Below are 12,853 nucleotides of genomic sequence, written 5' to 3' on the forward strand. Positions count from 1 at the left end.
GCTTGTGTAGGAAATTCGATATTCTGATTAGCTTAACAAACCTGAGTGAGGAATGTGGAGCCAATTTTGCTTTGAACGACAATTTGGCGATCGCGATCAAACAAAATAGAGCCAACTTGAACCCGGCGATCGCTATGAGCATGAATGTAGGTGTGCGATCGCTGGTCAATTTGCTGGGCGATCGCACCATAAATTTGCTCAACCCAGCAACTTCCGGTGGTCGAGTCGAGGTGGCGGAGGTGCTGAAGTGCTGCCTCTGCGGTCGGGCTTTTAAAAACAAGCTGTACGTCTGCGGTCGGCAATCCCTGATTGGCAGCATGAGCCGCAAAGATTTCCTGTCGTCCGTCGGCGACATGATGGTGGGTGTGAAAAATGCCTCCTGCAAGCTTAATCAGCTTGCCGTGATAGCCAAATAGCAGAATCTTTTGAATTCCTTGCAGTCCGGCTTCGACCAGCATCGGACCAAGCCAGTTTGCAGTTTTGAGCAGGCGATCGCCCTTCACACCCATCTGCTTCGCCAAATCCAGCCCATTTTCGCCCACACAAAACACCAGACAGTCATATTCTGCTCGTTGTCGCAACGTTTCTCGGTAAACAGCAAGCTGATCTGGCGCACTGAGTGGTTGGGAAATTCCCGAAGTTCCCAGCAAGGAAAGGCCTTCGACTACGCCAAAAGCTGCGTTAGAGGTGCGTTCAGCCAGTGCCCGACCTTCTGGCAAAATGATTGTCACTCGAATCTTTTCTCCTGGCTCCAGTTCCCGGCTCAAGTTCTCGTGCAGCAGCCGACGAGCATAGGCATAAATTGCGGGCTTGTCGTTCTGATCATGCCGTCCAATCCCCTCACCTCCTTGAAGGGTGATCGCCTCCGTCTGTTCTGGCAATCCAAACTCCACGAGTGCCCAAATGGGAGTATCGCGAGTCAAATCCAGATTGTCTCCCGGATCGCTGTAAGCAATCGCTAATGCAGCATCGGCACGAAGGCTAGCACTTTGCTCGATTGGAATCTCAACCGTTTCTGAGGGCTCCACTAGATCGACCAATACCGATGAAATGGGGGAAGTAACTTGATGAATGCGCCGCAGTGCAGCGATCGCAGCAGCACAAGCAAACACAGGCAGCGTATATCCTGGGCGTGCTTTAGAGTAAGCGAGAGGGTCACGGGTCATTATGAAAACGGTATCAGACCGCTATAGTTATACAAACATCTCAGCCTAGCCTCATATACAGCCTCGATGCTTTCTGTACGATGGAAGAAGGGCAGTTATCACAAGTGTGTCGGAGTGAGAAGTTGAACCAGGTCGATTATCTTCGCATTAGTCTGATTGACCGCTGCAACTTTCAGTGTCAGTACTGTATGCCTGAAGGCTCAGAACTGGAATATGTTCGACGACAGGACATTTTAAGTCAGGATGAGTTACTGACGCTGCTACGTGAAGTATTCATCCCCAATGGGTTTACTCGCTTTCGCTTGACCGGAGGGGAGCCGCTGCTGCGTCCGGGTGTGGTGGAATTGGTGCGGGCGATCGCTGCTCTGCCTCAAACCCAAGATCTCTCCATGACCACTAACGCATTTTTGCTGACAGACCTAGCCCAAGACCTACACGACGCTGGGCTACGCCGCATCAACATTAGCCTCGACTCGCTAGAGCCAGAAACCTTTGATCGAATTGTAGGCAATCGAGGGCGATCGCGCTGGCAGCAAGTCTGGCAGGGCATTCAGGTTGCCCATCAGGTTGGGTTTGACCCGCTGAAGCTGAATGTAGTGGTTATTCCAGGAGTGAATGACCATGAAGTGCCGAATCTTGCGGCCCTTAGCATCGAGCGAGAATGGCACGTCCGATTCATTGAATTCATGCCAATTGGCAATGCTGGCTTATTTCAGGACAAAGGCTGGGTTGCCTCAGAAGCACTGCGACAGCAAATCCGCGATCGCTGGGGGTTAGTTGAAGCTACGGTTTGCGGCAATGGTCCCGCCGATGTCTTTAAAATTCCTGGCGCAAAAGGTACTTTAGGTTTCATTAGCCAGATGTCCGAGTGTTTTTGCGATCGCTGCAACCGCATGAGACTATCAGCAGACGGGTGGCTTCGTCCCTGCCTGCTCAATGAAATCGGTCAGCTTGATTTGAAAACGGCTCTGCGGTCAGGCATCCCGCTCTCTGAAATTCGGTTACAGGTGCAGCAACTGCTGTCCGCCAAACCTGAAATCAACTACAAAGAGCGAGAATCCGGCACGGGCGGAGCTTATGCTCGCACGATGTCTCAGATAGGAGGCTAAGCACACAGATAATTCAGCAGGTCGCAATATCGAATTGCACCCCCAAAAGTTGAAACTAAAAAATGGGGCATGAGATTGAAAACCATCATGCCCCATTTTTATATTCTAAGTAGCCAGCACATTCTAAAGAAGCAGCATTAAGCCTGTCTAGAATAGTACTCAACCACAAGCAGTTCATTGATTTGTAGAGCGACCCACTCCCGCTCAACCACATTGTTGACCTTGCCAACAAATTTGTTCTTGTCAAACTCTAAATGGCTGGGGAGGTGAGCCAAGCCAGGAAACTGGAGATTTTGCTCTACCAATTTACGAGAGCGATCGCGATCTCTTACCCCGACCACGTCTCCAGGTCTGCACTGATAGCTAGCAATGTCTACAACCCGTCCATTCACTGTGACGTGCCCGTGGTTGACCAGCTGTCGCGCACCAGGAATGGTAGGAGCCATACCCATCCGAAAAACAGTATTGTCCAAACGCATTTCAAGCAGTTGCAAGAGCGTCTGCCCAGTAGAACCAGATGCTCGTCTTGCCTTACGCACATAGCGAAGAAGCTGACGCTCAGTCAAACCGTAGTTAAACCGCAGCTTTTGCTTCTCCTCCAGACGAACTGCATACTCCGAGCGCTTTTTCCGCGCCTGTCCGTGTTGCCCCGGTGGATATGCCCGTCTAGGACTTTTGCGTGACAGACCTGGTAATTCTCCCAGGCGGCGTACAACTCTGAGGCGCGGACCTCGATATCGCGACATTTAGCTCTCCCTCTGTAACCTTAAAGCTTCCCAAAACCCTTATTATAGCCTCAACAATCTCAGGTTGAAACCGCACAAGACATTATTCGCTATAAAAGCCGAGCAAATCTGCAAATCTACTTCTAGCACAGACAGCTTGCTCAAGCTTCTCCTGACTTTTATATAAGCAGGCAGGATGCCTACGTTACAGCCATTTCAACGGAGAGTCAATATCTTAAGGCTATTTCCTTAAGTTAACCTATTTGTCGGGAAGCCCATCTTAATTTTTTTGGGAAGCCCACATTATGCGGTCGCATAATGTCATAATGTACAGAGTAACAAGGCGCACAGAAAAACTGCTGAAATTTGTAACAGCAAGATTTTTCGTGATATGTTACTATATTAGAGATTAGGCCTAACAGCATTTCGTAAAGCCGCATACAGAGGTGCTGTATTTCAATTAGGCAATTTCTTTGAAGATATTTGAAAAATTCAATCATCATGCCTGAAAGTGTTATGGAGCAACAAGTTGCTCACCCAATGGTGAAGCTTCAGCGTCAAGTGCGATCGCTTGTAGACTCAAAGCTGCTAAAGCCAACAGACAGCATTTGGAAGATTGCCCTTCTGTATGGCGACGACTGGTCATACTGGAAAAAAGAACTGGAAGATTTCGAATTTTCCATGCAAGACCCGGTTATTGACCTCATAGAGGTTGAAACTTGGGAGGAAGACAACTAAAGCAATCGTGTTTAGTAGGAATAATTTTTGAGAGGAGTTAAGCAAAGCTGCACGCCCACTCAAGAATGTTCCTAACCTCAATCACATAATTTGAACCTTGGGGGCAACGACGTTTGTTTTCCCCCAAGGTTTTTATTTTGCCTGAATTCTAGGAATCTTAAGACTTCAATTGTTCAAGGTTAGGACGTACCTTAGCTCGAATTGTCACAACCGTAATATTGTCGTGCCCATTGTACTGATTTGCCAGTTCAATTAACTGTTGAACGCCCAGCTCCAGGTTGGTTTGAGCATTCAACAAGGGGTCAAGATGGGTTCGCCAATGAGTTTCGAGCAAATCGTTGTCTGTCATGCCATCAGAGCAGAGGATTAGCAACAAATCCTCGTTGAGTTCAATGAACTCTACATCTGGGCTGATAAAGTTCTCATCTCTGGGCCCTAGTGCCTGAGTAAGTTGATAGGCATCAGGGCGAGCATAGGCGATCGCAGGATCTACGCCGCGCTGGATCTCTCGTTGACCAACTTCGTGATCGACCGTGACCTGCTCTAGCCCCCGTCTACGGCTAAAGCGGTAAAGGCGGCTATCTCCTACATGGGCGATCGCTGCTTCCGTATCTTGAATTAGCACCAAAACTAGTGTCGTCCCCATACGACCGCTACCAGAGCGAGCATTTTGCTGATTCAGGTCGTAGATTGCTTTGTTTGCCTGGTGAATGCCCGCTCGGATAGCTTCCTCGTTGGGTAGCTGATTGTCGCGCCAGTTTTCAGCAAAATATTGCCTGAGCGTATCAACAGCCAGGGCGCTTGCCACCTCACCCCCTGCGTGTCCGCCCATGCCATCGCAAAGAATGTACAGCCCTCTAGCGTGCAGAGTGCGTCCGGTTGGGCTTTCTAATTTCTCTGTTTCAGTTTGAACGCTGAAATAATCTTCGTTGTGGTCGCGCTGGCGACCAATATCAGTACGCCCTGCATCTTCCAGGCTCATCAGCTTCATAGGCAACACAACAGTTGGCACATCGTCACTGTCACCTGGAATCTCCTCGTCGGGCACACCCAACTCTAGCCGAGTGGGGCTATCAGAATCACTCAGATCTGCAGCTGAAGAGGGTATGGCTGGGTTCATGCTTAAGTCCGTCACGCCAACCGCATTAGGGTTCAAGTTAGACGCAGCCCCTTGGGAGGTTTCCACCGCGCTGGGTGTTGCATCAGAATTAGCTGGATCGATAGGAAGTTCGGGCATAGCCTTTGGCGTTAAGTCAGGTGTATGGTCGTCAGGCTGAAGTTCGTTAGCGATCGCTTCTAGACGCGATCGCAGTTCATTCAGAGCCGAGATGTTCCCCACCTCCAAATCCTGGCACAACTGCGCTAGAGATCCAAGCTGAGTTCGTTGAGACTGCTGAAACAACAGTAGCCACACCCGCCCTAAGTCCTTTAGCTCCAGTGGGCCTTCGGGTTTCTCTAAATACAGGCGTTGCAAACACAAAAGCTGGTCTTCATCCACCCGTAAGTTGTTCAGCTCCAAAAGACTCTGACAGCAATGTTGAATCTGTAACACGGCCCAAAGTTCCGTCATTTCATGGAGCCAATGTAAAACCTGAATGGGCAGCACATTTGGATCACTCCACAAATCCATTAGCAGCGGTAAATGTGTTCGATCCTCCAGCAGAACTACAGTTTGCCCGTCACGTTCCCAGGCATCATGAATCAGCGGCAAGGAGGGATAAAGCTGTTCCTGTAGCGTTAAATAGATTTGAGCGATCGGTGAAATAGCCGTCTTTACAGCACTTTCAGATTGTCCAATTAAGTCAATTGCTTGAATAGAATCAGACTCAGCAGCAGTGGCAGTCGAATCTTCTGCTTCGATCGATTCTTCATCTAGAGGGTAGCCTAACAACACTTCCAGGGGGGAAAGTTGAAACGGTTGGCAGTCCAGTACCCTGACCTCTACATCCGTTGCCATTGACGATGCTGGTAGAGGCGCAAGGAGTCGATAGCGCTGCTGAATGTCAAGATAAGCTCCGACTGGCAGAGACTTCAAGGAGTTAGCAACTTCTGCTTGCGTGGACTGCTGCACTGCTGCACTAGCAGAACCTTGAGCCAGTAAAGACCTAGAAACAATTGCCTGCCAGGTCGTACCAACGACTGCACCACAGTGTGAGCAATTTTCGACATTGAGCAGATTTGCAGATTCGCAAACTGGGCAGACCCGCTCGGTCAAAGAAAGCCCGCAGTTTTGGCAAAACTTCCCGCTGTCAGGGTTGTCAAACTGGCAGTTAGGACAAACAAGCATCTTGAGACTTCCTTGGGGACTCTTTACTCTAGCGATCGCACCAGAGGGGACACATACCAGCCCATTACCCTTTAATGCACGGCTCCTAAGCAAGTACACAACACCCAGTGAGTGCTGCGAAACGCCTTAAAAGCTGCCTTGTGTACAGGTTACACGATATAAGCAAAACCCGTATTCGGTAAATTTTTTTTAGGGTACCCAGGTTTAGGAAAACTGGAACAAGAAACTAACCTTATCGCCTTTACCAAACGAAATCCGGTCGCCCGGACGCAATCGATGGCGATCGCCCGGTTGCAGCGGCAGGTTGTTCACATAAGTTCCATTTGAACTGCCCAAATCTTCCAAATAGAACATATCTCCCTCAACCCGGATGTCAGCATGTACGCGCGACACAATATCGGAGTCGGTCATGCCTGACAGATCAATATCGGGTGGAATCTGACCATTGGGCTTACCGATGTGAATGACGTTGACGTGAAGTGGCAACTCAATCACGCTGTTGCTTTGAACGTGAAACAAACGAGCAGCCGTTTGCTGGAGCCGAGTGCTAGTATCTGGAACTCTACTACCCGCAGCCGCTGGAGATGGCGGTTGAGTGACATCAGGGGCGGAAGCACTGCCAGCAGCCTGACCAGAATCGGCACTGCCGGAAATAATGGGAGGCAAGTCAGAAGAATTTTGAGATACGGCAGGTTCCATCTGTGCAGCGGGTGATAGCGGATCAGGAGCCTCAGACCCCGGTGCTTCCGTCGAGGACATTGAAGTCCCAGCTAACGCAGGAGGAACATCTGGTGGCAAAGAGACAGGGTCAGGTGGAACAGGATGCTGAGGCATAGAAGTTTCGTCTCCTGTATTCTCAATTTCTCCTGTATTTCCAATTATGGTAGGAGCAAGCGGTTGAGATGGCGGTGCCGGAGGCTGCACTGGAAGCTGTCCCTGAGATTCGCTCTGGTGCAAGTCGTGTCCACATTGCCCACAAAAGTGAGCCGCTGCTGACACTCTAGCGCTGCAGTTAGGGCAGGAAATCAGCGCTGGTAAAGGCGTATAGCAAGCCTCGCATTCTGTTGCCGTTTCTGGATTGGCGTGGGCGCAATTTGGACAAGTAATCATAAAAAACGTCAAGTTTCTGAGAGTTTTGCCTACGTTGACCTTAAATAAAGTTGAGAATATCCCAAACAGTGCGGTTGATCCGCTAGAACCGTGGTAGGTAGTAATGAAATGATGACAATGATAGAGGGAGATCTATCAGAGATGAAACCAGATATAAAGCAAATCAAGGTAAAGCAGGAAAACTTAGCAATTGAGGACAATGCAATTCCTGAATCTCTGAAAAAGACGCTAGATAGCATTGCAGCTAAAGCGGCTGATCGGAAGGATGAAGTTGTTAATGTGTTGAGCAATGAGCAGCCAGCTAAAAGCCGCATGGTGGACGATTCCTATATTCAGTGTACTTGGTGGGAAGGTTGCTACTATTGCCAGGATGAAGACAAGAACTGGCACCGAGTTAAGTGTTTCGCGTAGTTGCTTCTGAGGTAGCAGGAGCAGAGTGCGATCGCTGCTGTTTTAAGTGGCGATATCCCCAAACAGTGGCTCCTGCAAAGATCAAAAGATAGGGGCTATAAACCGCTAGCCAAATGCTGAGCTGAATGAAATCAACTGTCAGCTTGCCCATTGAGTGAGAGGCGCTTTCCCAGGTTTCCCGAAGCTGGATGCCGAGCGCCCGCTGAGCTGGAGCATCGGCGATTGCCCCTTCTAAGCTCAAGTTGATGGTTGAATATGCTACCCGATTTTGCAGGCTGCTAAGCTGAGCGTCGATCTGCTCAACCGAGTTGCGAATTGTGCTGAGTTCTTGAGCGACCTTCAGCACTTCACCGAGGTCGCCCGATCGCTCCATAATTTGCAGCAGCATTTCCTCTGACTTTCGCAGGTTTCTTAGCCGCGCCTGAAAATCTACAAGCTGGGTTGAGACATCTTCAGCCGTAATGGACTGCCGCTGTACAGTTCCCAATTCGCCGAGTGCCTCTAAAGTTAGCTCTAGCCGCTCTTGAGGCACTCGCATTTGAAGTGAAGCGGTGTGGCGGTAGTAGTCATTGGGCGGAGTCTGGTTTTGTAAACCTAATATATCGCCTTGCTGCTGTTGAGCGATCGCCGTTGCCCGTTGAAGGCTCTCATCCACTGCATCCACCACAACTGTAATGTCTGCCGTTTTGATCATTTGAGGAAGCAGTCGCGGCACTTCAGCAACCACAGGTGCTGCCGCTACGTCGGCTGTTTCAGCAAAATTTTGCCCTGCCATTGGAGTTCCCGTTGAAGCTGGGGCACTCGCCGTTGAATCACCCGCAGGCAAGGGAGAGCTAGCACAACCAACTAGCATTGCACCTCCACACAGAGCTACACCAAGCAAACCTCGCCTGAGCAAGTATTTAGAGTCGTTCACTGTAGCTAATTTCCTTAAGCTTCAAAGTTGAATGCTGCGAGTATGACTATTTCCAATGCCAAAATTTGGATAGTTGCAATTTAAGAAACACGCCTATCCCTCCACCCCTCCAGTGCAGCTTAAAACAGGAGCAACCTTCGACCCCACAGGCACCTACCGCTATTCCCTATGGCGAGAATGGGATGCAAACGCACCAAAGGTTGGATTCATCATGCTGAACCCTAGTTCCGCAGATGCTGAAAAGAACGATCCAACGATTCGCCGCTGCATCAGTTTTGCTCAGTTCTGGGGGTATGGCTGTTTGGAAGTGGTCAATCTGTTTGCCTATCGTGCAACGCACTTGAAGGATTTGCTGCAAGCAACTGACCCAATTGGGGACAAAAATGACCGTTATCTGAATGCAGCCATGCAAACTGCTGAAATGCTGGTTGTGGCATGGGGTAACTGGGGTAGCTTGAACCAACGAGATCAAGCTGTTTTGCAGTTAGTCTCTGAGCATCGCCATGTTTGCTGTCTGAGTGTCAATCGATCAGGACAGCCACGCCATCCGCTCTATGTAAGAAGTGATACTTATCCTATGCCTTTTCAATCTTGACGATTTCTTCAAGCCGCTTTAACGCAACTTTCTCTAATCTAGGCAGGAGCTTGGGCAATCTAGATGCAGACATTCAGCCTGTATCTAAGCATTTTCCCAATGAGTCAGAAAAAATTAATGCTTGCGTTTGGTTCGATTTTGGCAATGACTACAATTTTGTTGACTACGAGAGCAGCACTAGCTGACTTTCGGGTTAGCAATGGCACAGGTGGCAACTACGCCTATCAACTTTGGAGAACGGATGACGGTACTCAGTACTACCTAAAAATCTGGAGTCGGCGCAGCTATCCTAATGGCAGTCATTTTCAATCAGGCAGTTTTGAATCAAGCCGGGATGCGCTGAATTATTTTGATTGTGAGTATGGTGGGCGATCGCTTCCTAGCTGTCCCAACTAACATCGCTTCCAACTAAAAAACGGGAGAGGGCTTAAGCCCTCTCCCGTTTTTTCTAGCTTGCCGGAAAGCAAACGTTAGGGGCACAGAGTCCAGCGAAAGAGAGGGTACTCACAGTCAGAGTATCGAGCGCAACGCGGCGGATAGCGTGGTTGTTGGTGTCGGCAATGTATAAGAAGTTTCCAGCGAAGCTTAAGCCTGAGGGTTCTGAGAATTGGGTGGCGATCGCCTCTCCATCCCTCAGCCCAGCCTCGCCATTCCCCAAAACGGTTCGACAAAATCCGGTTTGTAAATCGACCTGCTTAATTTTGTGGTTGTAGGTGTCAGCGATCCAAAGCTGTCCGTTGGTTCCAGTCTCCACCCCTAAGCAGTGTTGCAGTCTGGCTTCTGTGCCCTTCCCATCGACATCACCAAAGCCAAACAGTTCTCCACTACCGCAAACAGTTCGCACTTTGGGCATTTCAGCTAAACCGATCGCCCGAATTGAACTGGATTCACTATCTGCCACATAAAGTTCCTGCCCATCAGTTGCAATGCCGCTGGGTTGTGCAAAAACGGCATCGTTGACTAGCCCATCTACGCAAGATTCGGCTCCTGTGCCTGCGTAGGTACTGACGATGCCGCTTTCCAGATTCATTTGCCAAATCTGGTGTGAACCTGCCATTGCAATAAACAAATGATTACCCAGTTTGACCAAATCCCAGGGAGAATTTAGGGCAGTTTTTAGCCCAATGCCGCTGTGAGGACGGATGTTGCGGCTTTGTTCTCCAGTTCCTGCCAGGGTAAGAACGGTTTGGTGCTGGAAGTCAACCTGGCGAATTGCGTGATTCTCTGTGTCTGCAACGTAGAGAAGCTGAGTTTCTGCATCCCACGCCATGCCTTGGGGTGAAGCAAACTGAGCATCGGCAAAGCTGCCGTCTTGCAGTCCCACTGTTCCAGTGCCAATGGTGTGTTTGATGGCTCCATCAAGGCTGGTGACAACAAGGCGGTGATATCCAGAATCAGCGATGAAGAGGGTATCGCTAGCTGCGTCTGCTAAAACTTTTCCGGGAAAGGCAAGTGGGGTGGTGAGGGGCGATCGCTCCTTCTCCAGCACTAAGCTCAATTTCTCAAAATTAACGGTTCCTTTTTGGCGATGCTCCTGGATCATCTGCTCAATCAGGTCGTCGAGCGCTTGCCGATGTCCCTCACCTGAAACGGAGCCAACCACATATCCAGTTGGGTCAATTACCATCAACGTTGGCCAGGCTCGAACTGCGTACTGTTGCCAAACATTGAAGTCTTGGTCTAACAGCACTGGATGCTCAATGTCATGGCGCAGAATTGCCTGACGCACGTTCTCTACATCCTTTTCGTGGTCAAATTTGGCAGAGTGAACGCCAATGACGGTGAGGCAATCTTTGTATTTTTGCTCCAAATATTTCAAATCTGGCAGAACGTGCAGGCAGTTGATGCAGCAATACGTCCAGAAATCTAATAGAACAACTCTGCCCCGCAATGCTTTGAGCGCAAGGGGGCGATCGCTATTCAACCAGGGATAGTCTTGGGGTAATTCTGGTGCTCGAACGCGATCGCGCTGCATAAAAATTCCTTTGGGGTGAGAAGGATTGGCACTAGGGAGACGTAATTTGTTGCCTCTCTACAAGGCGATCGCCCTAATGCTTAAAGCCAATAGGATGGCGGCGATCGCTCCAATCAGGGTATTCAGAATGTTGACTACTTCATTCGTCAACCAGTCAAACTTGGATTGCAGGGTTGCACCGATCACGCTTTCTAAATTGGTGGCGATGAAGGCCGCAATCACGCACAGCAGCACACCTAGCGGATTGATCAGATTGACTGCCCAACCGATTAGAGCGATCGCCACCGAAGCGACTACACCTGCCAGCGTTCCTTCCAGGCTAACCGCTCCCTCAGTTCCAGGTGGCACGGGTTTGAGCGTGGTAATCAAAAAGGTGTGCTTACCGTAAGCTTTGCCAACCTCACTAGCAGAGGTGTCCGAAAGTTTGGTACTGAGACTGGCAACATATCCCAACAGCAGCAGGGGAATGAATGTTTGTAGCTCCGCCGATCCGCTAAAGCTGAGTGCATAGGCAGCCAGGGCACAAACCGTACCCGTCAGGGCAGATCCCCAAACGTTTTCTGGTCCGCGTGCCCCCGATCGCTTTTCGGCAATGCCCGCCGCTTCTTTTTTTGCCATGCCGATTCGTGTCACGGCAGAGCCAACCAGGAAGTAGAACATCATCACTACGTAACCTCGCCAGCCCAACGTTCCCCAGAGAATGACTCCCAAAATCCAGGCGTGAATGTATCCCGCTGGGGTCAGGAGCTTTTTGGGGGCAAAATAGGCGATCGCCAGCAAAACTGTATTTAGTCCAATTCCAATTAGCCAGGGAGTAAGGGGAGTGAGGTAGGAGGGCATGGCGTTGGGGTAGGGGATTGGAGCAATTTTCTATCGAATTTTTACGAAAAGCTACCATAGGTTGAAGTATCCAGTAGCCATGTTATCGGGAGATGGGTGATCTTACTTTAAATAACGTGGAAGCAAAACTGGCAGGGTTAAGGCGATTGACCTGGAAACCAATTATTCAGGTTGGGGAAAGTCCGGTTGATGCCTCCAAAACATCAGGGAAGGTGTGGTTGACTCCAGGCGAAATTTGGCCGACCTGTCCCAATTGCCAGAACCCAATGCGGCTTGTGCTTCAGCTCAATCTCCAAGCGTTACCTGTTTCCTTGAATCAGCAGTTTGGGGAAGGTTTGTTGCAACTCTTTTGTTGTGAAAGCGATTTTGAGATTCACACAGGCGAATATATCTCAGTACTCTCCAGTAGCGTTCGTTCCGAGTTTCAAATCGTTGCCTACACAACCGACATGAGTGAAACGGTTGTTGACACTTTTGATTTGGATGTTTCCGACGCGACAGAAACCTCAATTCCAGAAATTCGCCCTTGTCGGATGTGGGCTTGCGAAGCGTTTTCTAGCAGTCAACTAACTAGAATTGTTCAGCCACAAGAAGGTTCAGCAGATGTTCCGGTGCCTGCAATGGAGGAGAATTTTCCTGCAAAACAAATCGTTGGTTGGCAGGAAAGTCAGGAATATCCAAACATTGAAGAGCTTGAAACTTTTGGTATTGCTTTGAATGACCAGGAAATCGAGCTTTTACTCCAAAGCGAGCTACATCCTCAAGCCGGAGATAAGTTAGGTGGTTGGGTCGGTTGGGCGCAGGCTGTTGATTATCTTTCCTGTCCGATCTGTAATCAAGCCATGAATCAGCTTATTTTTCAGCTTGAGTGGAGTCACGGCACAAATTTTCCTTATCCTCATGATGGTTTGGGCGTTGGATATTTAGTGCAATGTCCGGGGCATCGAGAACAGGTTACTTTTTTCTGTCAATTCACATGAG

General features: G+C 49.5%; 13 protein-coding genes. 6 read left to right on the plus strand and 7 right to left on the minus strand.

All coding sequences use genetic code 11. From position 1 onward, the window contains the following. Positions 1–32: 32 nt before the first annotated feature. A complete protein-coding gene (gene cbiD, locus H6F93_RS19960) occupies positions 33–1,166 on the minus strand; it encodes a cobalt-precorrin-5B (C(1))-methyltransferase CbiD (RefSeq protein ID WP_190684335.1) in 1,134 nt (377 codons plus the stop codon). Positions 1,167–1,288: 122 nt separating this feature from the next. Here cbiD and moaA point away from each other — a divergent pair, with 122 nt between their 5' ends. Then, entirely contained in the window at positions 1,289–2,275 is a 987-nt protein-coding gene (gene moaA / locus H6F93_RS19965; RefSeq protein ID WP_190684581.1) for a GTP 3',8-cyclase MoaA, read from the plus strand. Between the two features lie 137 nt (positions 2,276–2,412). Here moaA and rpsD read toward each other — a convergent pair whose 3' ends face one another. After that, positions 2,413–3,021, minus strand: a complete 609-nt coding sequence (gene rpsD, locus H6F93_RS19970) for a 30S ribosomal protein S4 (RefSeq protein WP_190684338.1) — start codon at positions 3,019–3,021, stop codon at positions 2,413–2,415. 480 nt (positions 3,022–3,501) lie between these two features. Between rpsD and H6F93_RS19975 the strand changes: the two genes are divergently transcribed. Then, a complete protein-coding gene (locus tag H6F93_RS19975; protein WP_242043536.1) occupies positions 3,502–3,738 on the plus strand; it encodes a DUF4327 family protein in 237 nt (78 codons plus the stop codon). Between the two features lie 157 nt (positions 3,739–3,895). Here H6F93_RS19975 and H6F93_RS19980 read toward each other — a convergent pair whose 3' ends face one another. Both H6F93_RS19980 and H6F93_RS19985 read right to left on the minus strand, forming a co-directional pair. After that, entirely contained in the window at positions 3,896–6,025 is a 2,130-nt protein-coding gene (locus tag H6F93_RS19980) for a serine/threonine phosphatase (RefSeq protein WP_190684343.1), read from the minus strand. A 204-nt stretch (positions 6,026–6,229) separates the two neighbouring features. Then, the gene (locus tag H6F93_RS19985; RefSeq protein WP_190684346.1) at positions 6,230–7,135 is read right to left on the minus strand and encodes a double zinc ribbon and FHA domain-containing protein; all 906 of its coding nucleotides are present in this window, start codon (positions 7,133–7,135) and stop codon (positions 6,230–6,232) included. A gap of 141 nt (positions 7,136–7,276) precedes the next feature. Between H6F93_RS19985 and H6F93_RS19990 the strand changes: the two genes are divergently transcribed. Next, positions 7,277–7,546 carry a hypothetical protein gene (locus tag H6F93_RS19990; RefSeq protein WP_190684349.1) on the plus strand — a complete coding sequence of 90 codons (270 nt, stop codon included), beginning with the start codon at positions 7,277–7,279 and terminating at the stop codon, positions 7,544–7,546. On the opposite strand, the gene H6F93_RS19995 is transcribed toward H6F93_RS19990, so the two are convergent. Beyond that, positions 7,530–8,399: a DUF4349 domain-containing protein gene (locus H6F93_RS19995; RefSeq protein WP_190684352.1), complete on the minus strand. Its 870-nt coding sequence runs from the start codon at positions 8,397–8,399 to the stop codon at positions 7,530–7,532. The two genes, H6F93_RS19990 and H6F93_RS19995, sit on opposite strands and share 17 nt — an antisense overlap. 136 nt (positions 8,400–8,535) lie before the next feature. On the opposite strand from H6F93_RS19995, the gene H6F93_RS20000 reads away from it, so the two are divergent. After that, the gene (locus tag H6F93_RS20000) at positions 8,536–9,057 is read left to right on the plus strand and encodes a DUF1643 domain-containing protein (RefSeq protein ID WP_199313846.1); all 522 of its coding nucleotides are present in this window, start codon (positions 8,536–8,538) and stop codon (positions 9,055–9,057) included. A gap of 99 nt (positions 9,058–9,156) precedes the next feature. Further along, on the plus strand, positions 9,157–9,453 hold the full coding sequence (locus tag H6F93_RS20005; RefSeq protein ID WP_199313847.1) for a hypothetical protein: 297 nt from the start codon (positions 9,157–9,159) through the stop codon (positions 9,451–9,453). A 52-nt stretch (positions 9,454–9,505) separates the two neighbouring features. Here H6F93_RS20005 and H6F93_RS20010 read toward each other — a convergent pair whose 3' ends face one another. Both H6F93_RS20010 and H6F93_RS20015 read right to left on the minus strand, forming a co-directional pair. Continuing rightward, entirely contained in the window at positions 9,506–11,032 is a 1,527-nt protein-coding gene (locus H6F93_RS20010) for a thioredoxin-like domain-containing protein (protein ID WP_190684355.1), read from the minus strand. A gap of 57 nt (positions 11,033–11,089) precedes the next feature. Next, complete coding sequence (locus tag H6F93_RS20015) at positions 11,090–11,872, minus strand: TIGR00297 family protein (protein WP_190684359.1); 783 nt, start codon at positions 11,870–11,872, stop codon at positions 11,090–11,092. 92 nt (positions 11,873–11,964) lie between these two features. Here H6F93_RS20015 and H6F93_RS20020 point away from each other — a divergent pair, with 92 nt between their 5' ends. Next, the gene (locus H6F93_RS20020; protein ID WP_190684364.1) at positions 11,965–12,852 is read left to right on the plus strand and encodes a DUF1963 domain-containing protein; all 888 of its coding nucleotides are present in this window, start codon (positions 11,965–11,967) and stop codon (positions 12,850–12,852) included. The last annotated feature ends 1 nt before the right edge of the window (position 12,853 follow it).

Source organism: Leptolyngbya sp. FACHB-671 (genome assembly GCF_014695745.1).
GTDB lineage: Bacteria > Cyanobacteriota > Cyanobacteriia > Elainellales > Elainellaceae > JAAUTN01.

Excerpts from the sequence above, each read along its gene's own strand:
- cbiD (WP_190684335.1), bottom strand. The coding sequence starts at position 1,166 with ATGACCCGTGACCCTCTCGCTTACTCTAAAGCACGCCCAGGATATACG.
- rpsD (WP_190684338.1), bottom strand. The coding sequence starts at position 3,021 with ATGTCGCGATATCGAGGTCCGCGCCTCAGAGTTGTACGCCGCCTGGGA.
- H6F93_RS19975 (WP_242043536.1), top strand. The coding sequence starts at position 3,502 with ATGCCTGAAAGTGTTATGGAGCAACAAGTTGCTCACCCAATGGTGAAG.
- H6F93_RS19980 (WP_190684343.1), bottom strand. The coding sequence starts at position 6,025 with ATGCTTGTTTGTCCTAACTGCCAGTTTGACAACCCTGACAGCGGGAAG.
- H6F93_RS19985 (WP_190684346.1), bottom strand. The coding sequence starts at position 7,135 with ATGATTACTTGTCCAAATTGCGCCCACGCCAATCCAGAAACGGCAACA.
- H6F93_RS19990 (WP_190684349.1), top strand. The coding sequence starts at position 7,277 with ATGAAACCAGATATAAAGCAAATCAAGGTAAAGCAGGAAAACTTAGCA.
- H6F93_RS19995 (WP_190684352.1), bottom strand. The coding sequence starts at position 8,399 with ATGCTAGTTGGTTGTGCTAGCTCTCCCTTGCCTGCGGGTGATTCAACG.
- H6F93_RS20005 (WP_199313847.1), top strand. The coding sequence starts at position 9,157 with ATGAGTCAGAAAAAATTAATGCTTGCGTTTGGTTCGATTTTGGCAATG.
- H6F93_RS20010 (WP_190684355.1), bottom strand. The coding sequence starts at position 11,032 with ATGCAGCGCGATCGCGTTCGAGCACCAGAATTACCCCAAGACTATCCC.
- H6F93_RS20015 (WP_190684359.1), bottom strand. The coding sequence starts at position 11,872 with ATGCCCTCCTACCTCACTCCCCTTACTCCCTGGCTAATTGGAATTGGA.
- H6F93_RS20020 (WP_190684364.1), top strand. The coding sequence starts at position 11,965 with ATGGGTGATCTTACTTTAAATAACGTGGAAGCAAAACTGGCAGGGTTA.